This window comes from Brevundimonas sp. TSRC1-1, from assembly GCF_049898245.1.
Lineage (GTDB): Bacteria > Pseudomonadota > Alphaproteobacteria > Caulobacterales > Caulobacteraceae > Brevundimonas > Brevundimonas mediterranea_A.
On sequence record NZ_JAFCXI010000001.1, the window covers coordinates 47231 to 70112 of the forward strand.

The window sequence follows — 22882 nt, forward strand, 5'->3', positions numbered from 1 at the left end:
CCCTGCGCGCGGCGGCGACGCCGCGCGTCCTGAACTCTGGGCCCGGCCGTGCGCCGGGCGAGGATCGATCATGACCTTGAAGAAACACTGGCTGATGAGCGGCGCCGCCGTCGTCATCGCCCTGGGCGCGGGCTTCGGCGCCGCCCGACTTATGGAGCGCCCGCCCGCCGAGGCCGACCACGCAGAGGCGGACGGCCACGCCGACCCATCCGCCGAGGCGGCTTTCGTCGCCCTGACGCCCCAGGCGGCCGCGCGGGCCGGCGTCTCCGTCGTCGCCGTTCAGCGGGGCGGCGGGGCCGAGCTGAAACTGCCGGGCCGGGTCGCCTTCGCGCCCGGCGCCGAGGCGGTCGTGGACGCCCCTCTGGGCGGCGCCGTCGTGCGCGTCCACGTCGGCCTGGGCGATCGCGTGGCCGCCGGCTCGCCGCTGATCACCGTGCGCAGCCCGGACGGCGCAGCTTCCCGCGCCGACGCTGACGCGGCCGGGGCGACGGTCGAGGCGGCCCGCGCGGCCGAACGCCGCGACCGCACCCTGTTCGAACAGGGCTGGGTCTCCCAGGCCCGGCTGGACGTCACCGCCGCCGAGACGCGTCGCGCCGAGGCCCAGCACCGGGCCGCCCGCGCCCGCGTCGGCGCCTTCGGCGCGCCGGGGGCCGACGGCCTGACGGTGGTCCGCAGTCCCATCGCCGGCGTCGTCACCCGCCTGAGCGCCGCGCCGGGCCAGGTGCTGCACGAAGAGGCGTTGCAGGTCGCCGCCGTCGCCGATCCGGGGCGCGTCGAACTGCTGTTCGAGGCGCCGCCCGCCGCCGCCGCCGTCCTGAAGGTCGGCGACAGGCTGGAAAGCACAGTCGCCGGATCACGCGTCGTGTCGGGCGTCGTCATCGCCATCGCCCCCGCCAATGCGAACGGCGTCGTCATCGTGCGCGCCCGCCCGTCCGGCGATGTCCCCCCCGCGGGGTCCGTCGTCTCGGCCCGCGTCTCGGCCGGCGCCGGGACGGGAACGCCCGTCGCGCCGCTGGACGCGGTGCAGACCCTAGAGGGCGGGCCGTCCGTCTTCGTGCTGGAGACTGGAGGGTTCCGCGCCCGGCCTGTCGTGACCGGCCGAACATCCGATGGTCGCATCGAGATCGTGTCCGGCCTGTCCGGCGCCGAGCGTATCGCCGGCGCCGGGGCCTTCCTGCTCAAGGCCGAACTGGCCAAGGGCGAAGCCGAGCACGGACACTGATCATGCTGAATCGGATCATCGACGCCTCCGTGCGTTTCCGCTGGCTGGTCGTCGGACTGGCCGTGGTGCTGGCCATCCTGGGCGGACGCGAACTGCTGCACCTGCCCATCGACGCCGTGCCCGACATCACCAACCGTCAGGTGCAGATCACCACCGTCGCCCCGGCCCTGGGGCCAGAGGAGGTCGAACGCCAGGTCACCTTCCCGCTGGAGACCGCGTTGGCGGGCCTGCCGGGTCTTACAGAGACGCGGTCCCTGTCGCGCCACGGCTTTTCCCAGATCACGGCCGTCTTCACCGATGCGACGGACATCTATTTCGCGCGCAACCTGGTCAACGAACGGCTTCAGGCGGCGCGCGAGGACCTGCCCGCAGGGCTTTCGCCGTCGATGGGGCCGGTCGTGACGGGCCTGGGCGAGGTCTATATCTGGACGCTGGAACTGACCGGCCCGGCGGCGCGACCCGGCGCCGCCTATGTCACGCCGGAGGGCGAACGTCTGGTCTCCGATCAGGAGAAGGCGACCTATCTCCGCACGATCCAGGACTGGCTCGTCGCCCCCCAGCTGAAGACCGTTCCCGGCGTCGCCGGCGTGGACGTGCTGGGCGGCTATGTGAAGGAGTATGCGGTCCATCCCGACCCCGGTCGCCTCGCGGCCTACGGCGTGGGTCTGGTGCAACTGGTCGAGGCGCTGGAGCACGCCAACCGCATCGCCGGCGCAGGCTACGTCAACCGCGCGGGAGAAGCCTATATCGTCCGCGCCGACGCCCGGCTGAAGAGCCTGGACGATCTGGCCCAGACGCCCATCCTCAATCGCGGCGGCCAGGTGATCCGCGTCTCCGACGTGGCGACGGTCGAGATCGGCCGCGCTCCCCGCCTGGGCTCGGCCAGCGCCGATGGCCGCGAGACCGTGGTCGGCACGGCCCTGATGCTGCAGGGCGAGAACTCGCGCGAGGTGGCCCGCCGCGTCGGCGCACGCCTCGAGGAAATCACGCCCAGCCTGCCGCCCGGCGTGCGCCTGCGGCCTGAACTGGACCGGACCGAACTGGTCGAGGCGACCGTCCGCACCGTCGAGCACAATCTGCTGCTCGGCGCCCTGCTAGTCGTCGCCGTGCTGTTCTTCGCCCTAGGCAATGTCAGGGCGGCGATCATCACCGCCCTGGTCATTCCACTCAGCTTCCTGTTCGCCGCCTCGGCGATGAACCGGTTCGGCATCAGCGCCAATCTGCTCAGCCTCGGCGCGCTCGACTTCGGCCTAATCGTCGACGGGGCCGTGGTGGTGATCGAGAACACCCTGCGCCGGCTCGGCCTCAAGAGCGCGGAGACGGGGCGCGCCCTTACGACCGCCGAACGTCTGTCCGTCGCTGCGGCCTCGGCGCGAGAGATGGCCCGGCCGGCCGCCTTCGGCCAGGCGATCATCCTGCTGGTCTACGCCCCCCTGCTGATGTTCGAAGGCGTGGAGGGCAAGATGTTCGGGCCGATGGCCGCGACCGTGATGCTGGCCCTGGCCGCCGCCTTCGTCCTCAGCTTCACCTTCGTGCCGGCCATGGCGGCCCTGCTGGTCAGGGAGCCCGGGGCGGATCATGAGGAGACGCGCCTGACGCGCGCGGCCAAGGCCCGCTATCAACCGCTGCTGAAAGGGGCCATCGGCCGTCCCCGGCTGGTGCTGACGGGCGCGGGGATCGCCCTGCTCGCGGGTCTGGTCGCCTTCCTGACCCTGGGTCGCGAGTTCGTGCCCCAGCTCGACGAGGGTGACGTGCTGGTCCAGGCCCTGCGTGTCCCCTCGACATCGCTGGAACAGAGCCAGGCGATGCAGTTCCAGGTCGAACGCACGCTGAAGGCCATGCCGCAGGTCGAGCGGGTCTTCACCCGGACAGGCACCGCCGAGGTCGCGTCGGACCCCATGCCGCCGTCGATCTCGGACACCTTCGTCATCCTGAAGGACCGCCGCGACTGGCCTGAACCGGGATTGGCCAAGGCCGATCTGGTGGCGGACATGGAGGAACGGCTGTCGAGCCTGCTGGGCAACAATTACGAGTTCACCCAGCCCATCGAGATGCGGTTCAACGAGCTGATCGCCGGGGTCCGGTCGGACGTGGCGGTCATGATCTATGGCGACGATTTCGCCGCCATGGACCGCACGGCCCGGCAGGTGGCCGGCGTATTGAACGGCATCGAGGGCGCGGCCGATGTGCGGGTCGAACAGGTGTCGGGCCAGCCGACCATCACCGCCAGTGTCGATCGCACCGTGGCGGCGGCGCAGGGCGTCCATGCGTCCGACGCCGCCGACGCCTTGGCCATCGCCTTCGCCGGCCGCTCCGCCGGTCAGGTCAACGAGGGCGATCGACGCTTCGACGTGGTCGTGAGGCTGGACGACGCCTTGCGCGCAGACCCCACGGTCATGGAGCAACTGCCGGTCATGCCGGAGAACGCCCAGGCCGGCGCCCCGACCGTGCCCCTGTCCTCGGTCGCCCGTTTCGACGTGGCCGAGGGGCCGAATCAGATCAGTCGCGCCGATGGAAAGCGTCGCATGATCGTTCAGGCCAATGTGCGCGGTCGCGACCTGGGCGGTTTCGTCGCCGAGGCGCAAGCCAGGGTCGCCGCTCAGGTCCAGCCGCCGCCGTCCGGCTGGATCGACTGGGGCGGACAGTTCGAGAACCTGCAGCGGGCCTCGGCCCGCCTGGCCCTGATCGTGCCCATCGTCTTCCTGACCATCGGCGGCCTGCTGGTCCTGGCCCTGCGGTCGTGGAAGGACGCGGCCCTGGTGTTCGCGGGCGTGCCCCTGGCCCTGGTCGGGGGGGCGCTGGCGCTCGCGCTGCGAGGCATGCCGCTGTCGATCAGTGCGGCGGTCGGCTTCATCGCCGTGTCAGGCGTCGCGACCCTGAACGGCCTGGTGCTGATGCAGGCCATTCGCCAACGCCTGACGGATGGCGACCCGCCGGGCGAGGCCGCGCTTCACGGCGCCGTCAGCCGTCTACGCGCCGTCCTGACGACGGCCCTGGTCGCGGTGCTGGGGTTCGTGCCCATGGCGTTCGCGGCGGGGGCGGGGGCCGAGGTGCAGAAGCCGTTGGCCACGGTCGTCATCGGCGGGCTGACCACCGCGACGGTGCTCACACTGATCGTCCTGCCCGTTCTTGCGGCGCTGTGGCGAAGGGTTCTGGAGCACGAATGACCTGAATCGAACGGAGTATGCCTGGGCGACCCTGCCGGGCTCGGGAACGAGCCCGGCAGGACATCACAGATCATGCTCAGCGGATCGCCCCCTCCGCCATCGCGCGAGCGGCGCTACGACGCACCAGACGGCTGATCGTCGCGCCCTGAACCAGGACGGAGAAGAGGACGACCATGTAGGTCGCGCCTAGGATGAGGTCCTTCATCGGGCCGGCTGGCAGCGAGAGCGCCAGGGCGATTGAAATCCCGCCGCGAAGGCCGCCCCACGTCATGACCGGAAAGGCCATCCGGATCGGGAGGAGGCGTCGCCAGAACAGCAGCGGGGCGCCCACGGAAACCGCGCGCGCAATCAGCACCAGGGGAATGGTGAGCAGACCCAGCCCCAGCAGGCCGATGCTGTCCGCAAGCACCACGGCCTCCAATCCGATCAGGAGGAAGAGGACGGCGTTGAGGATTTCGTCGATCAGGGCCCAGAACTTCAGCACATAGTCCTTGGTGGTGTCGCTCATGGCGTAGCTGACGCCCTGATTGCCCACGATCAGTCCCGCCACCGCCATGGCGACCGGACCGCTGACGTGAAGCGTCATGGCGACGGCGTAGCCGCCCATCACGGTCGCCAGGGTGATCATGACCTCCACGGAATAGTCGTCGATCATCTTCATGGCCCGATAGGCGATCCAGCCCACGACCGCGCCCAGCAGCGCCCCGCCCAAGGCTTCGACCAGGAACAGCTCGCCGGCGTGGGAGATCGAAAAGGCTTCGCCTCCGACGGCGCTGGCCAGAAGGATCGAGAACACCACGACGCCCACGCCGTCATTGAACAGGCTCTCCCCCGCGATCGTAGCCTGGAGGGTCGGGGGGACCTTCGCGGTCCTCAACACGCCCATGACCGCGACAGGGTCGGTCGGACTGATCAGAGCCCCGAACACAAAACACCAGATGAGCGGGACGTCGAAGCCGACAAGACCGGTGAGCGCCTTGAGGCCGAAGCCGACGATCAAGGTCGAAGCCGCCACCCCGATCGTGCTCAGTATGGCGATCTGCCAGCGCCCGCGCCTGAGATGTTCGATATCGACATGAAGGGCGCCGGCGAACAGCAGGAAGGACAACATGCCGTTCATCAGAGTGTCGTGGAAGTCGATGTCCTCGAGAAACCGGCTGACCCGCGCCGAGATGTCGCTTCCCTGGAAAAGCGCGTCGGCGCCGATGACCGCCAGCGAGGCCAGAGCTCCCATCAGCGTCATCGCGACTGTGCCGGGCAGTCGGAAATAGCGGTGATTGATCCAGCCCAGCACAGCGCTGAGCACGATAAGGATCGCGGCGGCGTCAAACGGGGACAGATGGAGCGGGGTCATGGCGTTCTTGCGTGACGAGGGCGGCCGAGGTTCTACGCACCACTTGCCACGGGGACGCAACTCCCCCGGGTCCAAGTCGTTCGCTTGCCATGCCTTCCAATCCTCTTCCTGAAGCCCTGTTCGACGGCTGGTCAGGCGTTCTGCGCATCCTGATCATCGCGCCCGCGGCCTATGCCGCTCTGGTCGTGATCCTGCGGCTGTCGGGCAAGCGGACGCTGTCCAAGTTGAACGCATTCGACCTGATCGTCACTGTGGCCATCGGCTCGACGCTGGCCTCGATCATCACCAGCAAGTCGCTGGCGCTCGTTGAGGGGCTGACGGCGCTTCTGTTGCTCGTCGCGATGCAATTGGCGGTCACCGCCGCTTCCGTCCGATTCAAGCTGATCGACCGGCTGGTGAAAGCCGAGCCGACCCTCCTTTTGCGAGACGGCCAGCTATTGCCGCGCGCAATGCGACGCCAGCGCGTAACCGAGGGAGAGGTTCAGGCGGCCGCGCGCGCCGCCGGCGTCCAGCGTCTCGACGATCTTGAAGCCGTGTTTCTCGAAACCGACGGCTCTCTGACGGCCTTGCCGCGCTCAGCGTGACCATGGATTTGATCTAGGCCTGACTGGCTCGGAAACGGTCCGGGCGTCCTCACTTCGCCGTCGGCGCGCTGGCGGCGCGATCCGTCGGGACCCGCGCCTTCGGCAAGTGGAGCCCGCTCGATATCAGTGCGGGACGGCGAGTGCGATGAAAACGCCATCCGCGCCGCCGGTGTCGGATAGGACGATCTGAACATGACCCTGAGAGACACACGCACACAGACCTGAGCGGCGGAGCTCAGTGGAAATCTCGCGAGCCCGGCAGGATGCGGACGTCCCGGGGGTGGCGGTGTGGGGCGTGACGGGGCGGTTGGGGATTGGCGACAATGTCCGCGCGGGCCAGTTGGACGGAGGCGTCGTGGTCTTCGGACAGGCGTGACAGTTCGCTGGAGCGGTCGATGACGCGGCGGGCGACCAGGTGGACCACGCCTTCCGGGCTTTTTTCCACGACGCCTTCGACCTCCATCAGCCGGGCGGCCATGACCTCGCGGCGGAACTGTTCGAACATCCGCGCCCACAGGACGACATTGGTGATGCCGGTCTCGTCCTCCAGTGTGACGAAGATGGCGTTGCCCTTGCCGGGGCGCTGACGGACCAGAACCACCCCGGCGACCCGCACCAGGGCGCCGCCGCGTTTCGCCTCGGTCCGGGCGCAGGTCAGCATCCGTTCGGCGTCGAACAGGGGCCGCAGGATGCTCATGGGATGCGCCTTCAGGGACAGGCGCAGGGTCTGATAGTCGGCGGCGACATGTTCGCCCAGCGGCATGGTCGGCAGTCTGGCGTCGGGTTCGGTGCCCAGTTCGCGGGCATCGGCGGCGGCGAACAACGGCAGGGGCGCATCGTCCGGCAGACGGCGCACGGCCCACAGGGCTTCGCGTCGATCCAGGCCCAGCGAGCGGAAGGCGTCGGCGTCGGCCAGCTTGCGCATGGCGGCGGCGGGCAGGGCGGCGCGTCGCGCCAGGGTCTCGACGTCGCAGGGGCGGGCGGCGGCGCGAGCGGCGACCAGCGCCTGGGCCCAGTCCTCGCGGAATCCGTCGATCTGACGCAGGCCGAGCCGCAGCGCCGGCGCGCCCTTCGGGCCTTCCAGGCTGTTGTCCCAATCACTGCAGGAGACATCGACCGGGCGCACCTCGACCCCATGCTCCTGGGCGCCCCGCACGATCTGTGCCGGGGCGTAGAAGCCCATCGGCTGGCTGTTCAGCAGGGCGCAGGCGAAGGCCGCCGCATGGTGGTGTTTGATCCACGACGAGACATAGACCAGCTGGGCGAAGGAGGCGGCGTGGCTTTCCGGAAAGCCGTAGGAGCCGAACCCCTTGATCTGGTCGAAGCAGCGCCGGGCGAAGGCCGGATCATAGCCGCGCTCGATCATCCGGCCGACCATCCGGTCTTCGTAGGTGTGCAGGGTGCCGTCGCCCCGGAAGGTGCCCATGGCCTTCCTCAGGCCGTTGGCCTCTTTCTCGGTGAATTCGGCGGCGACCATGGCCACCTTCATCGCCTGTTCCTGAAACAGCGGCACGCCCAGGGTCTTTTCCAGAACCTGTTTCAGCTCGTCCGCCGGGTATTGCGGCCCCGGCTTGGAATAGTCGGGCAGTTCCAGCCCGTTGCGACGTCGCAGATAGGGATGGACCATGTCGCCCTGGATCGGGCCGGGCCGGACGATGGCCACCTGGATCACCAGATCATAGAGTTTGCGCGGCTTCAGCCGGGGCAGCATGTTGATCTGGGCGCGGCTCTCGACCTGGAAGACGCCGATGGAGTCGCCCCGGCACAGCATGTCGTAAACGCCGGCGTCATCGGCCGGGATGGTATGCAGCGCCCAGTCCTCCTCCGAATGGGTGCGGATCAGATCGAAGGCCTTGCGGATGCAGGTCAGCATGCCGAGCGCCAGCACATCGACCTTCAGCAGGCGTAGTTCGTCGATGTCGTCCTTGTCCCATTCGATGAAGGTGCGGTCGGCCATGGCGGCGTTGCCGATGGGGACCAGTTCGTCCAGCCGGTCCTGGGTCAGGACGAAGCCGCCGACGTGCTGGGACAGGTGGCGGGGAAAACCCAGCAGCCGCGTCGCCATCGCCACGGCGCGCCGGATCATCGGATTGGTTGGGTCCAGCCCGGCCTGTTCGACATGGCGGTCGCCGATCTCGCTGCCCCAACTGCCCCACTGGCTGGAGGCCAGACGGGCGGTGACGTCCTCGGTCAGGCCCAGAGCCTTGCCCACATCGCGGATGGCGCTCTTGGGACGATAGCGGATGACGGTGGCGGCGATGCCGGCGCGTTCGCGGCCATAGCGCGTGTAGATGTGCTGGATGACCTCCTCTCGCCGCTCGTGCTCGAAGTCGACATCGATGTCGGGCGGTTCGCCTCGGTCCGACGACAGGAAGCGTTCGAACAACAGGTCGGATTCCGCCGGGTCCACCGCCGTGATGCCCAGCACATAGCAGACGGCGGAATTGGCCGCCGAACCACGCCCCTGACACAGGATCCGCTTGTCGCGCGCCACCCTCACGATGTCGTAGATGGTCAGGAAGTAGGGTGCGTAGTCGGCCTTTGCGATGAAGGCCAACTCCTTCTCCAGCAGCACCCGCACCTTGTCGGGGACGCCCTGGGAATAGCGCATCTCGGCGTGCAGCCAGGTCAGATGTTCCAGCCAGGCCTGCGGCGTCTGGTCGGGCGGGGTCGTCTCCTCGGGGTACTGATAGCTGATGTCGCTGAGGTCGAAACCGACGCGGGCCAGCAGGTTCGCGGTCTCGGCGATGGCCTCGGGCGCGTTGCGGAACAGGCGGGCCATTTCGGCGGGGGGCTTAAGCCAGCGTTCGCCGTTGGCGTTCAGACGCCGCCCCGCCGCCTCCACCGTGACGCCTTCGCGGATGCAGGTCAGCACGTCCTGCAGGTCGCGCTGGTCGGCGTCGTGATAGAGGACGTCGTTGACCGCCAGCAGCGGGACGCCGCTCTGTTCCGCCAGCGCCTTCAGCCGCGCCAGCCGCCGCCCGTCGTCGCCGAGCCGGCCCATGGCGACGCCCAGCCAGACCGCGCCGGGCGCCGCCTCGGTCACACGGTCAAGCGTCCGGTCCAGACCGTCCAGCCGGGCGTCCGGCATGAGGATCAGCAGCAGATCCTCCGGTGCGGCGAGCAGGTCGCGCAGCCCGATCTCGCACTGGCCCTTCACGGCTCGGCGATTGCCAAGGGTCAGCAGCCGCGTCAGTCGCCCCCAGCCGGCTCTCGTCTCGGGATAGGCGATGATGTCGGGCGTTCCGTCGTTGAAAGCCAGACGCGCGCCGGTCGCCAGTTTGAAGGTCGCGGCCCGTCGTCTGACCTCTTCCGACAAAGTCGGATCGTTCAACCGATCCTCGACATAGGTCGCTTCGCCCGGCCCTGCGCCGTCGCGCACGATATCGGGCGGCGACAGGCCGTCTTCGCGCAGGCTACGCAGGGCGCTCCAGGCCCGCACCACCCCGGCGACCGTGTTGCGGTCGGCCAGGCCAAGGCCCGCATGACCGCGCAGGATCCCGGTCAGCACCAGATCCTTCGGATGCGACGCCCCCCTTAGGAAGGAGAAGTTGCTGGCGCTGGCCAGTTCGGCATAGGCGGGCGCGTTCATGCGAACAGGCCGTGTACGAACCAGCGCGGCTCGTCGGTCTCGCCGTACAGCCCCTGACGGAACAGCCAGAACCGGCGGCCTTCGCGGTCTTCGACGCGATAGTAGTCGCGCGTCTTCTGATCCGGCGCGCGCCACCATTCGCCGCCGATCCGCTCCGGTCCTTCGGCGCAAGCCACCTCATGCAGCACCCGGCGCCAGCGGAAGCGCAAGGGCGAACCGTCGGGCACCTCGGCCAGGGTCTCGACCGGCTGGGGCGGGTCGAACATCTGCAAGGGGCGTAACGGCGGATCGTCAGGCGTCAGATCCGGCCAGTCCTGGGCCGCTCGCCCGACCTTCATTGTCGCCGGGACCATCCGTGCGGCGCGCTCGGGCATGTGCGACCCCAGAGGTTCGAACCGCAGCACGGCTTCAGGCCCCAGCCGCGCCGTCAGCCGGTCGATCAGGCGGCTGAAATCCTCGCCGTCCGGTCTGTCGCCGTCCAGGCTTGACTGGTCGGGTTTCAGCGTCTGGGTCTCGAGAACAGACAGCCTGATCTGATCGAAGCCGAAGCCGGGGTCCAGGGGATTGGCCAGGGCCGCGAGCCTTTCACGGAACAGACGAAGCACCGCGATCCGGTCGCGTGTGGCCCGGCCGGTCCGCACGACGATGCGTCGGACCTCGCCGTCGACGCGGTAGAAGCCCGCCTCGAAGGCCCGGCCGCCCTGGCTTGCCTGATCCAGTCGATCCGCAGTCTCGATCAACAGATCGGACAGGACGCGTTCTACATCCGCGTCATCGACGATGGGTTCGAAGAAGATGCGGTCGACGGTGATGGGCGGCGGCGGCCGGTACGGCGTGATGCGCATGTCCTCGTCACCCAGGATCCGCGCCAGCCGGGCGGAAAAATCGGCGCCGAAGCGCGCGGCTAGCGGCGCGCGCGGACGATCGTCCAGATCGGCGATCCGCTTCAGCCCCGCGCGCTGCAGGGCCTGGGTCTCGCGTTGCGAAAGTTCCAGCGCCGCGACCGGCAGCCGACGCACCTCCTGTCGATCCTGTCCCGCTTCAAACCGTCCGCCCGGCCCGAAACGGGCCAGAGCGCGCGCCGCCTGGGGCGTGGACGCCAGGGCGCTGCGGATCCCCAGGCCGATACGCCCCGCACGCTCATGCGCCGCGCGGACCAGTCCGGTTTCGTCGCCGAACAGATGGGCGCAGCCGGTCACGTCCAGCATCAGCCCATGTGGCGAATCCTCGGCGATCATGGGCGTGAACCGGCCGAAATCCTCCATCACCTGCAGCAGCAGGGCCGCATCCATATCCGGTCGATGAACAATGGTGCGCAAGGCGGGCGTTCGCGCGCGGGCGTCGGCTAGCGTCAGGCCGGGGACCAGCCCCGTTCCGGCCGCCGCCGGATCGACGGCGGCCAGCCGCAGCGCGCCGCCGATCTTCTCGACCAGGACCACAGGCCTTGGATCGGGCTCAGGCGACCCGTCTGCGGAACGGGCGCGACGCTTCAGCCGGTCGCTGGGCAGCCAGGGGAACCACAGCGCCAGATAGCGGCGCCGGTTCGCGGAACGATCGCGTGTCACGATCCCACTCCATGATCCAGGTTCTGGGCTCGCCCCCGCCGCGTCGCCGAAGCAGGGTGGCGGAAAAAGACGGTCTGCCCGGCGCTCCGCCCTCGAGCGGCGCGGACGCCACGGCGCGCACCGACCATCGGCTTTCGGCGGCGCTGGGCGCCGGAACGGCGCCAGCCCTCGCCAGGAACAGCGTCCCGTGACCACCCCCGGCCGCAAGCGCCAGCCGCCGACTGGCCGTCAGGGACAAGGCCCTGGCCTCGCCCCAGGCGCTGAGCAGCACGGCGCCCACCGCCGGTGTCCGTAACGCCTCCTCGCCGATAATGAGCAACGTCTGAATGTCGGGCGCGCGCACCAGCAGCATGTCCGACGGCGCCAGCCCCATCTCATGCAGCCCCGGTCCATGCGGCCGCCCCGCCTCCAGCCCCATCATATCGTGAAGCCCCCAGACGATGGCGCGTCCGTCCGCCGCCTGAAGCGCGGCGCCCAGGCCGAAGGCGTTGATCGCCACAGCGTCGGTCGGTGTTTCGGCGTACAGGTCATGCACTGCCCCGCGCGCCCAGCAGGAGGGAAAGACGCTGGCGTCCCGTGTCTGGCTGGGAGCAAGCGAAAGGGTGCAAGCATTGAGCGATTCAAGCCGCGTCCTCAAGGCGGCCAAACGGTCATCAGGTCCAATGTTCTCCATTTGTTCCAAATGGCGCGCGATGCCGTGCGGAGTCAAGCGGGGCGATCTGAGCCTGCGCTCCTGTTCAGCGTTCCGCCAGGCTGGCGTCCGCACCCGGCATGACGCCGCTCGCCCGGGCCGGCGCCGCTTCCAGAATTTCCGTCACAGGTTGAAGCGTGTCGCGGGCCTGGCGTGCCAGGGCCAGAACGGCGGGCGGCGCGTCGTCGGGGCTCTCGGCCACGAGGTCCATCAGGCTTTCAGCCAACTGCATCAGACGCGGCGCGGCGGCGATCAGCCGGGACTGGAATTCAATGCGCTGGGGGTCGCGGTCATATTCCGCGCCGGGCACGCGCCAGCCGCCCCAGTCGGCCGTGTCAGTGACGACGACGGGATAGGTGCCGGGCTGGGGGTGGTGCAGGCAGTCCTCTTCCGCCTGCCACTTGTTGCGGGCCCGCAGCACGCGCCAGTCGCCGACCTCGGCCCCGGCGGCGTCCGCGGCGGCCATCATCAGTTCGGCGGCGGCGAACTCACGTCCCAGGCCGACGTCGTAGGTGACGCGCACCGGCTCGTCGAAACCCTTGGCCCAGACCGGCTGAACCTTCTCGATGGTGGCCCAGGCGCCCACGCACTCGACCCAGACCTTCTGACCCTTCTGGAACTGCGCGCGCGCCATTCTGATCTCCCACCGTTCAGGGTGCAGAATGGCAGGCGCCGGTTAGCGCGTGGTGAGGGGGGAGGGTTAACGCGAGATGCTCTCCAGCGTCTCGCCGGCGTATTTCTCCTTCACCCGTGTCGACAGGTCGCCCAGCGAGATGACCCCGACGATGCGGCCATGCTTGTCCACCACCGGGGCGCGGCGAATCTGGCGCGACCCCATCAGATCCAGCACGGATTTCAGGTCGTCGGTGTCCAGCACCGTCTGCGGGTCGCGGGTGATGTATTCGACCACGGGCGCGGACGGGGCGGCGCCGGCCGCCAGGGCGCGCACGACGATGTCGCGGTCGGTGATGGCGCCGATCAACTGGTCGCCATCGGCCACGGGCACGAAGCCGAAATCCCCCTTGGCCATCCGGGCGGCGACCTCCTGAAGCGTGTCGCCGGGGCGGGCGAGGTGGACATCCTTGGTCATGACGTCGCGGATCTTCATGGGGGTCTCCTGGGGTGTAGCGTCACCGTGAAAACCCGCCGCGCACGGCGGGGTTCCGCCGCCGTGCGCCCGCTTGGCGCCGCTCGGCCTTAAGGCGCGCGGCGTTCAGGCAGGTCCCTGGCCGCGCGCACCAACTGGACGAACTCGGCCCGGTCGCCCCAGGGATCCTCGCCGCGCGCGCCCTGGGCCTGGGCCAGCACCTGATCCCAGCCGTAGTCAGCGCTCATCCATGGGGCGTTGCGGAGCTTCTGGCCGAACGCGGCGACGGCCAGGGCCCAGCGTGTGGCCTCGGGCGGCTGGGCGCCGGCGGCGCGGCTGGTCAGAGGCTGCTGGATCAATTCCGACCGGCTGCCGCCCGGCTGTTTGTAGCGGACCTGGATGAAGCCGATCTCGCCGTTCGGATCGCCGCCGCCGACACCGATCCGATTGTCGGGATAGCGGCGCTCGGGAACCTGGGTCGGGCCGCCGACCGGGGTGATCTCGTACAGGGCCGTGACGCTGGCGCCCGATCCGACCTCGCCTGCGTCGATGCGGTCGTTGGCGAAGTCCGCCTCGTTCAGCAGCCGGGTCTCATAGCCGATCAACCGCCATTCGGCGACGCGGGCGGGATTGAACTCGACCTGGATCTTGACGTCGTCGGCGATGGGGAAGGCGCCCTTGTCGAACATCGGGCCGAACAGGCGGCGCGCGTCGCGCAGATCCCCGACATAGGCCGCCACGCCGTTGCCCGCCTGGGCGATGGTCTGCATTCGTGCGTCCTGGTAGTTGCCGCGCCCGAAGCCGTAGACAGACAGATAGACGCCGGTCCCGCGCTTTTCGGCGACATAGTCTTCCAGCCGCTTGTTGTCGGTCACGCCGACGTTGAAGTCGCCGTCGGTGAACATCAGGATGCGGTTGACCTTGTCGCGGGCGAAACTGGCCTGGGCCTGGTCATAGGCGTTGGTCATCCCGGTCGCGCCGGCCGTCCCGCCCGAGGCGCGAAGGCTGGCGACGGCGCAGCGCATCTTCAGCTTCTGATCGCCGGGCGTGGGCTGCAGGGTCGTGCCCGCACCCTCGGCGTAATAGGTGACCGACAGGGTGTCCTGTGGCCGCAACCGGTCGATGGCCAGGTTCATCGCCTGTTTGGCCAGGTCCAGCTTGTCCGGGCTGCGCATCGAGCCCGAGACATCGACCAGGAAGGTCAGGTTCAGCGGCCGCTGCTCGCCCTGCGGGAGCTCATAACCCTGCAAGCCGATGTGGACGATCTGGCGGCCCCCCCTTTCGGTTCGGGGCGCCCAGGGCGAGGCGACGACGGCCGTGGTGATCGCAAACGGGCGGGCCAGGGAGGTCGGGCGGGCGTAGCCATAGTCGAAGGCGTTGATCAGCTCCTCGACCCGCACCGCGTCCGCCGGAGGGCTGCGGCCCTCGTCGATGAAGCGGCGGACATTGGAATAGGCGGCCGTGTCCACGTCGATCGAGAAGGTGGAGACCGGCTGGTCCGCCGTCCGCTTGACCGGATTGGGCGTGGCGTCGGGATAGGTTTCGGTGTCGGACGGGGCCGGGGCGCCGGGCATGATGCGCGACCCGGTGACGACCACGGCGTTGAGCGGAGCCTGCCCCGGTGCGGCGGCGACCACCGCCGGACGCATGGGGGCTGGCGGGGCCGGCGGCGGCGGAGGAGGAGGAGGGGGCGGCGGCGGGGGCGGCGCCCCGCCCTCGATGCGGCTCTGGGACGGGGCCGTGATCGGCGTCGGTCGGACGGGGCTGGTCAGATGTTGCATCGGTTCGCCCGGCGGGGACAGGACGAAGCCCAAGGGCGCACAGGCGGCCGGCGTGGCTTCGCCATCCAATGCCGGGCTTTGGGGCTGGGCTAGGGCGAAGGTGGGAACCGCGACGGGCGGCGCCGCGACGGACAGGCCCAGGGTGGCGGCGACGGCGATCCTGATGAGACGCGACATGGCTTCCTCCGGTTGTTCTGGACGCTACTCCGCTTGTCGCCTGAGGCGAAACTGTGGCGATGCAGGCGCCTATAGCCGCTCCATTCGTGATCGTGTCGTCGGCGCCATCTCGCAATCCTACGGCTTCGCCCCCACTATGAATATCCTGCGAAGGGGTGACGATGGCCGAGGCGACGACGGGACTGGATCTGGGCGCGGCTGCGGCCCTGCTGGCGGCGGGCGTCATTGCCGTGCCGGTGTTCAAGCGCGTCGGTCTGGGCTCGGTGCTCGGCTATCTGGCGGCAGGTCTGGCCATCGGGCCGTTCGGGCTGAAGCTGTTTCAGGAGCCCGAGACCATTCTTCATGTCGCCGAGTTCGGCGTGGTCATCTTCCTGTTCATCATCGGGCTGGAGATGCGGCCCAAACGTCTGTGGGGGCTGAGGAAAGAGATCTTCGGCCTGGGCGCGGCCCAGGTGCTGTTCTGCGGCCTGATCCTGACCCTGACCGCCATGCTGGCCGGCTTTTCGGCGCCGGTCGCCTTTGTCGGGGCCATGGGCTTCGTCCTGTCGTCCACCGCCGTCATCATGCAGATGCTGGAGGAGCGGGGCGAGATCGCGGGCGGGCCCGGACAGCGGTCCGTCTCCATTCTGCTGCTGGAAGACCTGGCCATCGTGCCGTTGCTGGCCATCGTTGCCGTCCTGGCCTCGGTGCTGGGCGTTGCGAACGAACAGGCGCCGCCGTTGTGGCAGACCATCGGCTTCGCGGTGGCGGCGGTCGGCGGCGTGCTGCTGGCCGGCAAATATCTGGTCAATCCGATCTTCCGCCTGCTGGCCCGTTACGGCGGTCGCGAGGTGATGACGGCGGCGGCCCTTCTGGTCGTGGTCGGCGCCGCCTGGGCCATGTCGCTGGGCGGTCTGTCGATGGCCATGGGCGCCTTCCTGGCAGGCGTCCTCCTGTCCGAATCCACCTTCCGCCACCAGTTGGAAGCCGATGTGGAGCCGTTCCGCGCCATCCTGCTGGGTCTGTTCTTCCTCAGCGTCGGCATGTCCCTGGACCTGTCGGTGGTGGTCGCCGACTGGCGTCTGGTGGTCGGCGGCGTGATCGCCTTCATGGCGGTCAAGGCGCTGGGCATCTATGCCGTCGCCCGCCTGTTCAAGGCCTCGCACCACGAGGCGGTCGAGCGGGCGGCCCTGTTCGCGCAAGGCGGCGAGTTCGCCTTCGTCCTGTATGGCGCGGCGGTGACGGCGGGTCTGTTCGACGCCCAGATCGGCGCCATGCTGTCGGCCATCGTCATCCTGTCGATGGCCCTGACGCCGCTGACCAGTCTGCTGACCCAACGCCTGCTGCCCAAGCCGACCCTGTCGGCCGAGGACGCCGAGGGGGTGGACTTCGCCAAGGACCTGCGCGGCCAGGTTCTGATCATCGGCTTCGGCCGTTTCGCCCAGGTGGTGTCACAGCCCTTGCTGGCGCGGGATGTGGACGTCTCGATCATCGAGAACGACGTCGAGATGATCCAGGCCGCCTCGCAGTTCGGGTTCAAGGTCTATTATGGCGACGGCGCCCAGCTGCACACGCTGCGGGCCTCGGGTGCGGACGAGGCCGAGATCGTCCTGGTCTGCGTCGACAAGCCCGAGGTCGCCGATCGCATCGTCGAACTGGTCAAGTCCGAGTTCCCGACGACCAAGATCATGGCCCGCGCCTTCGACCGGGGCCATTCCATGCGGCTGATCCAGGCCGGGGTCGACTATCAGATCCGCGAGACCTTCGAGTCCGCATTGAAGTTCGGCGAGCGCGCCTTGATCGAACTGGGCATGGACGAGGGCCAGGCGGCCGAGGCCATCGGCGACGTCCGCCGCCGTGACGAGGCGCGTCTGGACCTGCAGCTGACCGGCGGAATCAAGGCCGGGCGCCAACTGATGCGCGGCAATATGCCGACGCCGCAACCCGCTCCCTATGTGAAGCCGCGTCGCGAAGGCCGACTGCTGAACGAGGACGAGGCGGGTCCGGCCGCACCGGACACACGGCGCGAACCCGCCGAGACCTGACGCCCTATTGGGCGCCGGCCTCCTGTTGTCGCGCGCCGATCAACTCGGCCCGGGCCCGCAGGCCGGCGTCCTGGGACACTGCGGTGGCGACGGCGTTGAAACGGTCCACCGCCAGGCCGGACCCCTCGACCGCCGCCGTCAGCTGGGCGCTCTGTTCCGGGGTGGCCTGGCCGTTCTGGACATTGGCGGTGACGGCGCGAATCTTGGTCATGGCTTCGACGAACTGGCGCAGTTCCGCATCGCTGACGCCGGCCGCGACCGATCCGGGAGCAGGCTTCGGCGCCTTCATGGCGTTGATGCGGGCGTTGATCACCGGGCTTTCGGCGGCGGCGTTGGAGATGGCGTTGAAGCGCACGACCTCGAGGCCGGACTCCTGAACCGCAGCCGCCATTTCGGCCTGTTGTTCCGGCGTCGGCTGGGCGCCGTTCAGGGTGTCGCTGACCGCGCGGACGCGGGTGATGGCGACATCGTATTTGCGCAATTCTTCGTCGGTGAAGTCGGCTGCGCCCGGGGCAGGCACCGCGGTCGGGGCGGTCTGGCCCGAGGCTTCATAAGGGGTTTGGGCGTGTACGCCGGCGGCGGTCAGCAGAGCGGCGGCGGAAGCAAAAAGAGCGAGGCGGGGCGCGCGCATGGTGCGTGGTCCTTTCGATCTGGCGTCCACTTATGCCGTGCAAGGACGGCGACGACGCAATCACGTCATCGCTCCCCGATGGCTGTGGCGCCTGTAAGGATAAAGGAGCGGGGAGCCCGCTTAATCTAGGCGTTCGCGGCGTGATCGCCACCCCGGCGGGCTGGAGAGCCGATCAAGGATACGTTAGACGGGCGTGATCTCACTGAGGTTTGTCCGTCATGAAACGTCTCGTCATCGCCGCCCTGGCCCTCGTCGCCGTCGCCACCCCCGCCGTGGTCGACGCCTGGGGCAACACCGGCCACCGGCTGATCGGGATCGCCGCAATGCGCGCCCTGCCGGCCGACATGCCGGGCTTTCTGAAGACGCCCGGCGCTATCGCCGACGTCGGCGAGCTGGCGCGCGAACCCGACCGCTGGAAGGGCGCGGGCCAGCCCCACGACCGTGAACGCGACACCGCCCATTTCATCGACCTGGACGACGCCGGCCATGTCTTCGACCCGCGCGGCATGACCCTGGCCGAACTGCCCCGCCTGAAGTCCGAATATGACGCCGCCCTGACCAAGGCGGGGCTGGACGTCGATGACGCCGGCTATCTGCCCTACGCCATGATCGACGCCTGGCAGAATCTGGGCCGCGATTTCGCCTACTGGCGCGTGCTGAATGCCGCCGAAAGACGTGAGACCAATATGGAGCGCCAGGCCTGGTACCGGGCCGACCGCATCCGCCGCGAGGCCCTGATCCTGCGCGACATCGGGGTCATGGGCCACTATGTCGGCGACGGGTCGCAACCCCATCACACGACGATCCACTACAATGGCTGGGGCGAGTTCCCGAACCCCGAAGGCTTCACCAATTCGCGCCAGACCCATGCCTTGTTCGAAGGCGCCTTCACCAACCGGGTCGCCCGCCTGGACGCGGTCGAGGCCGCCATGCCGGCCGCCGGTCTGGACGGTTTCGACGTCAAGGCGCGCACCGTCTCCTATCTGACCGCCACCCTGGGCACGGTCATCCCCTTCTACCGGCTGGAGAAAGCCGGGGCTTTCCGCGACAGCGATCCGCGCGGCGCCGCCTTCGTCAATGAGCGTCTGGCGGCCGGCGCCGCCGAACTGCGCGATTTCATCGCCACTGCCTGGACCGCCTCGGGCAGCGCCTCCATCGGCTGGCCCGCCGTCAAGGTCGCCGAGGTCGAGGCCGGAACCGTCGATCCGTGGATCGCCATGGTGGGCGAGGATTGATGGTGACCGACACCTTGGGCGCGCCGGAACTCTCCATTCGAGAGAGCTATCTTTGCATGCTGCATTTCCTGGAATCGTATTGGGAGCGGGGCGGACGGAGGTCAGACGATCTCGCCCTGTTGCTCGGTGGATTGCCTTTGACGCCCGATGGCATCTCGGCCGATCCGGCGATGATGGGAGATTGGCTCGATACCGTCGCTGCCGTTACCGGCAAGGGGCCGCCCAAGCTGTGAGTGAGAACCTGACACCCCCCGCCGTCATCCTCGACAAGTCGCAGATGGCCGAGAACATCGGCGCTGTGGCGCGGGTGATGGCGAACTTTGGCCTGACGGACCTGCGTCTGGTGACGCCGCGCGACGGCTGGCCCCAGGAGCGGGCCTGGGCCACGGCCTCGGGCGCCGACTGGGTGCTGGAGGGGGTGCGGGTGTTCGACAGCGTCGCCGAGGCGGTGGCCGACCTGAACACCGTCTTCGCCACTACCGCGCGCCCGCGCGAGACGCGCCAGCCGGTCCGCACCCCGCGCGAGGCCGGCCGCATCCTGTATGACGACACGGCCTCGGGCCTGAAGACCGGCCTGTTGTTCGGCGGCGAGCGGGCGGGGCTGGAGACGACCGACATCGCCCTGTGCGCCGGCATCGTCACCATTCCCATCGACCCGAAACACCATTCGCTGAACCTGGCCCAGGCCGTGGCGATCAACGCCTATGAGTGGCGCACACTGATCCTGGACGCCCCGCCGCCGCGCTTCCGCGACAGCGAGCCGCCGGCGTCGAACGATCTGCTGGTCGGCATGTACGAACATCTGGAGGCGGAGCTGGAGAACGGCGGCTTCTTCTATCCGCCAGAGAAGAAGCGTTCGATGAGCCAGAACCTGCGCGTCATGCTGGGCCGCGCCGCCTTCTCCGAACAGGAGGTCGCCACCATGCGCGGCGCCATCCACGCCCTGGCCAAGGGCCGGGGGCGTGTGCTGGCCAAGCTGGCGGCCGAGCGGGCGGCGAAGGGGAATACGAGCGAATAAGGAGTCGCTCCTTCTCCCCGTCATCCTCGGGTTAAGCCCGAGGATGACGCAAGAGGTCGTCATCCCGCCCCCAGCAGATCCGACCAGCGCCAGCTGCCCTTGCCCAGGGCGATGCGCGCGCCGTCAGCGCCGTCCTCAAGCTTCAGCACGGCCAGGCCTGTCATCCGCTGGGTCCTGCACTCGGCCGGGGCGAAGGCGACCTCCAGGGCGATGGCCTGGCGCACCCCGGCCAGGCCCTTGCCGGACTGGTTGCGGCTTTGCAGCCAGTCGCCGTTCCAGACCAGGATGGCCCGGCCCGAGGCGTTCATCTCCTCGCTGGCGGCGATGACGGCGCGGCGCACGGCGGCGTCGTCACGCACGGCGTCCTGAACCCAGCGGACCATGTCGCAAGTCCCGCCGCCCGAGCCTGATCCGGCGCCGGATCCGCCCGTCCCGCCGGCCCCGCCCACGCCGTTTCCGCCGCCGCCGCCCGGACCCGATCCAACCGTCGCGGCGCCGGCCAACTGAGCCGCGCCCAGCAGGGGCAGGGGCGGTCCCGGCGGCGCGGGGGCGGCGGGCAGGGGCTCGACGTCCGGCGGCGGCTTGGCGACGACCTTTCGGGGACGCGCAGCGGCCACGGCGGGCGGCTGGGGCGCGGGTTTGGGCGGCGCCGGGGTCTGAGCCGCTGCGGCCGGCGCGTCGGGCGTCGGCGCCGGATCGGGCGCGGGGATGGGAGTGGGCGGAGGCGGCGGATCGACCAGTTCGACCATCACCGGCGCTGCTTCATGGGGCGCCGCGAGCGGTTCCGGCCGCGCCGCTGTCATGACCAGCACCAGGCCTGCATGGGCGGCGACGACGCAGGCGGCCGCCAGGAGCCGCCGCCGGGTCCGGCCGGTGCGCGCGGCGCTCAATCGTCGATCCGTGATGAGCCGAAGATGATCGGTCGCATGGTCATCGGCCGCCAATCCCTGTAAAAAATCACGACGCCCTGTTGAAAACATTCGGTCGCGGCAGGAAGGTGGCGTGGTTTCGAATACAACCGGCCGCTGTTCAAGATCAGCGATAGATCAGTTCATCCGCCACAGGGCGTAGCCTGTTGGCGGGCTAACGTGCCAGCTCGCGCCCCGGTTCCGATATAACGCAATAATCATGCGAATTCGGTGCGGATTATATAGCTAAGCTGACATTTTCCGGCCTAAAGCACGTCATTACTCCGCCTTGTCGCCTACGCCATTTTCATCTGGCGCATGAACTGGGTGTGGCGCCCCCGGCAAGAAGGAGACAGAACTTGAGCAGATCGAAACTCAGGACGGCGGTCGTCGGCGGCGCCCTCATCGCCCTCGGCTTTGCGGCCAGCGGCTGCGCCAGCCATCGTTTCGTGCGTGATCAGGTCGAGGTGGTGGACACCCGCGTCACCGGGGTCGAAGGCACGGCGGGCCAGGCCCTGCAACGCGCCAACGACGCCCACAAACTGGCCGAGGGCAAGTTCCTCTATCAGGTCGTCCTGTCGGACGATTCCGTGAAGTTCCCGACCGACGCCTCGGCCCTGTCGCCCGAGGCCGAGCAGCGCCTGGCCCAGTTCGCCCAACGTCTGCGCGACGAGAACAAGAACGTCTATCTGGAAATCCAGGGCTATACCGACGCCACCGGCCCGGTCGAACACAACAACCAGCTGGGCGAGCAGCGCGCCGAGGCCGTGCGTCGCTTCCTGAACCGTCAGGGCGTCGCCTTGAACCGGATGTCGACCATCTCCTACGGTCCGGAAGAGCCGGTCGCCTCCAACGACACCCCCGAGGGCCGGTCGCAGAACCGCCGCGTGACCATCGTGGTCCTCGCCTAAGCGCTTTCAGCCCTCAAGACCTGAACGGCGGCCGCATCGCAGCGGCCGCCGTTTTCGCATCTACAACGTCTCGAAGAAGGCCGGCACGGCCTGGGTTGCCGGGCCGTACACCCCCTCGTCGAACAGGCGCGCACCCTGCGTCGGCTCCAGATTGATCTCGACCGTCCGCGCCCCCGCGTATCGCGCCGACTGCACGAACCCCGCCGCCGGATAGACCGCGCCCGAGGTGCCGATGGAGACGAACAGGTCACAGGTCTCCAGCGCCGTCTCGATCCGCTCCATGGCCAGCGGCGTCTCCCCGAACCAGACGATGTGCGGCCGCAGCCGCCCCTGCGGATGATGCGGCGAGGCTTCGTCGGCCGCCATGTCGCCGGCCCAGGCCATCACCACCCCCGACCGGGTGCAGCGGGCCTTCAGCAGTTCGCCGTGCATATGGATCAGTTCGAACCCGGCGCGCGGCGGGACCTCGGCGTGCGCCCGGTCGTGCAGATCATCGACGTTCTGCGTCACCAGCAGGAAATCCCCCTCCCACCGCGCCGCCAGCTCGGCCAGGGCGCGATGGGCGGCGTTCGGCTGAACCTGCGCCAACTGCCGCCGCCGCTGGTTATAGAAGTCCTGCACCAGGGCGGGATCCGCCGCATAGCCCTCCGGCGTCGCCAAAGCCTCGACCCTGTGGCCGCACCACAGACCATCCTCGGCTCGAAATGTGGGCACGCCGCTTTCGGCCGATATGCCGGCGCCGGTCAGGACGACGAGGTTCATGATGCGATTGTTTGCCTGACCTGCGGCTCGGTCAGCAAGCGCCAAAATTCGCCAGATAGGCGGCGTAGTCGGGCCACCGAAAACCCATCGGCGCGCGGCGTTGTTCCAGCCGTTCCGGGGGCTCTGTCGGCGCAGGGACCCCCGCGGCTGGATCAGACGATCGTTGCGCGTGG

At 69.1% G+C, this 22882-nt stretch carries 18 protein-coding genes; 8 read left to right on the forward strand and 10 right to left on the reverse strand.

Annotated features, from left to right (window positions below; translation table 11 throughout):
- Positions 1-70: 70 nt before the first annotated feature.
- Complete coding sequence (locus ACP7CK_RS00245; RefSeq protein ID WP_426024771.1) at positions 71-1222, forward strand: efflux RND transporter periplasmic adaptor subunit; 1152 nt, start codon at positions 71-73, stop codon at positions 1220-1222.
- Between the two features lie 2 nt (positions 1223-1224).
- On the forward strand, positions 1225-4389 hold the full coding sequence (locus tag ACP7CK_RS00250) for an efflux RND transporter permease subunit (RefSeq protein ID WP_426024772.1): 3165 nt from the start codon (positions 1225-1227) through the stop codon (positions 4387-4389).
- Positions 4390-4465: 76 nt separating this feature from the next.
- Here ACP7CK_RS00250 and ACP7CK_RS00255 read toward each other — a convergent pair whose 3' ends face one another.
- Positions 4466-5743: a cation:proton antiporter gene (locus ACP7CK_RS00255; RefSeq protein ID WP_426024773.1), complete on the reverse strand. Its 1278-nt coding sequence runs from the start codon at positions 5741-5743 to the stop codon at positions 4466-4468.
- 11 nt (positions 5744-5754) lie between these two features.
- Between ACP7CK_RS00255 and ACP7CK_RS00260 the strand changes: the two genes are divergently transcribed.
- Positions 5755-6327 (forward strand): DUF421 domain-containing protein, encoded by a 573-nt coding sequence (locus ACP7CK_RS00260; protein ID WP_426024774.1) that lies wholly within the window; start codon positions 5755-5757, stop codon positions 6325-6327.
- A gap of 235 nt (positions 6328-6562) precedes the next feature.
- Here the strand turns inward: ACP7CK_RS00260 and ACP7CK_RS00265 are convergent, their stop codons facing one another.
- The 6 genes from ACP7CK_RS00265 to ACP7CK_RS00290 all read right to left on the reverse strand — a co-directional run bounded on the left by ACP7CK_RS00265 (position 6563) and on the right by ACP7CK_RS00290 (position 15220).
- Positions 6563-9919, reverse strand: coding sequence for an error-prone DNA polymerase (locus ACP7CK_RS00265; RefSeq protein WP_426024775.1), 3357 nt, complete (start codon positions 9917-9919; stop codon positions 6563-6565).
- Positions 9916-11484: a Y-family DNA polymerase gene (locus ACP7CK_RS00270; RefSeq protein ID WP_426024776.1), complete on the reverse strand. Its 1569-nt coding sequence runs from the start codon at positions 11482-11484 to the stop codon at positions 9916-9918. Before ACP7CK_RS00270 ends, ACP7CK_RS00265 begins: the two co-directional genes overlap by 4 nt.
- Positions 11375-12019, reverse strand: coding sequence for an ImuA family protein (locus ACP7CK_RS00275; protein WP_426024777.1), 645 nt, complete (start codon positions 12017-12019; stop codon positions 11375-11377). The genes ACP7CK_RS00270 and ACP7CK_RS00275 overlap by 110 nt, the downstream gene beginning before the upstream one ends.
- Before the next feature lie 202 nt (positions 12020-12221).
- On the reverse strand, positions 12222-12809 hold the full coding sequence (locus ACP7CK_RS00280; protein ID WP_008261883.1) for a hypothetical protein: 588 nt from the start codon (positions 12807-12809) through the stop codon (positions 12222-12224).
- A gap of 66 nt (positions 12810-12875) precedes the next feature.
- Positions 12876-13283, reverse strand: coding sequence for a CBS domain-containing protein (locus tag ACP7CK_RS00285; protein ID WP_008259009.1), 408 nt, complete (start codon positions 13281-13283; stop codon positions 12876-12878).
- 89 nt (positions 13284-13372) lie between these two features.
- Positions 13373-15220, reverse strand: coding sequence for a vWA domain-containing protein (locus tag ACP7CK_RS00290; protein WP_426024778.1), 1848 nt, complete (start codon positions 15218-15220; stop codon positions 13373-13375).
- A gap of 161 nt (positions 15221-15381) precedes the next feature.
- Between ACP7CK_RS00290 and ACP7CK_RS00295 the strand changes: the two genes are divergently transcribed.
- Entirely contained in the window at positions 15382-17244 is a 1863-nt protein-coding gene (locus ACP7CK_RS00295; RefSeq protein ID WP_008261974.1) for a monovalent cation:proton antiporter-2 (CPA2) family protein, read from the forward strand.
- Between the two features lie 4 nt (positions 17245-17248).
- Here ACP7CK_RS00295 and ACP7CK_RS00300 read toward each other — a convergent pair whose 3' ends face one another.
- Positions 17249-17875: a DUF4168 domain-containing protein gene (locus tag ACP7CK_RS00300; RefSeq protein WP_426024779.1), complete on the reverse strand. Its 627-nt coding sequence runs from the start codon at positions 17873-17875 to the stop codon at positions 17249-17251.
- 218 nt (positions 17876-18093) lie between these two features.
- Between ACP7CK_RS00300 and ACP7CK_RS00305 the strand changes: the two genes are divergently transcribed.
- The 3 genes from ACP7CK_RS00305 to ACP7CK_RS00315 are packed head-to-tail and all read left to right on the forward strand — an operon-like array spanning position 18094 to position 20128.
- Positions 18094-19110 carry a S1/P1 Nuclease gene (locus tag ACP7CK_RS00305; RefSeq protein WP_426024780.1) on the forward strand — a complete coding sequence of 339 codons (1017 nt, stop codon included), beginning with the start codon at positions 18094-18096 and terminating at the stop codon, positions 19108-19110.
- Positions 19110-19343, forward strand: coding sequence for a hypothetical protein (locus tag ACP7CK_RS00310; protein ID WP_426024781.1), 234 nt, complete (start codon positions 19110-19112; stop codon positions 19341-19343). The genes ACP7CK_RS00305 and ACP7CK_RS00310 overlap by 1 nt, the downstream gene beginning before the upstream one ends.
- Positions 19340-20128 (forward strand): RNA methyltransferase, encoded by a 789-nt coding sequence (locus tag ACP7CK_RS00315; protein WP_372705161.1) that lies wholly within the window; start codon positions 19340-19342, stop codon positions 20126-20128. The genes ACP7CK_RS00310 and ACP7CK_RS00315 overlap by 4 nt, the downstream gene beginning before the upstream one ends.
- Before the next feature lie 59 nt (positions 20129-20187).
- Here ACP7CK_RS00315 and ACP7CK_RS00320 read toward each other — a convergent pair whose 3' ends face one another.
- Positions 20188-21018: a hypothetical protein gene (locus tag ACP7CK_RS00320; RefSeq protein ID WP_426024782.1), complete on the reverse strand. Its 831-nt coding sequence runs from the start codon at positions 21016-21018 to the stop codon at positions 20188-20190.
- A gap of 377 nt (positions 21019-21395) precedes the next feature.
- Here ACP7CK_RS00320 and ACP7CK_RS00325 point away from each other — a divergent pair, with 377 nt between their 5' ends.
- Positions 21396-21947 carry an OmpA family protein gene (locus ACP7CK_RS00325; protein ID WP_008263328.1) on the forward strand — a complete coding sequence of 184 codons (552 nt, stop codon included), beginning with the start codon at positions 21396-21398 and terminating at the stop codon, positions 21945-21947.
- 60 nt (positions 21948-22007) lie between these two features.
- Here the strand turns inward: ACP7CK_RS00325 and ACP7CK_RS00330 are convergent, their stop codons facing one another.
- On the reverse strand, positions 22008-22709 hold the full coding sequence (locus ACP7CK_RS00330; RefSeq protein ID WP_426024783.1) for an NAD-dependent deacylase: 702 nt from the start codon (positions 22707-22709) through the stop codon (positions 22008-22010).
- Between the last annotated feature and the right edge of the window lie 173 nt (positions 22710-22882).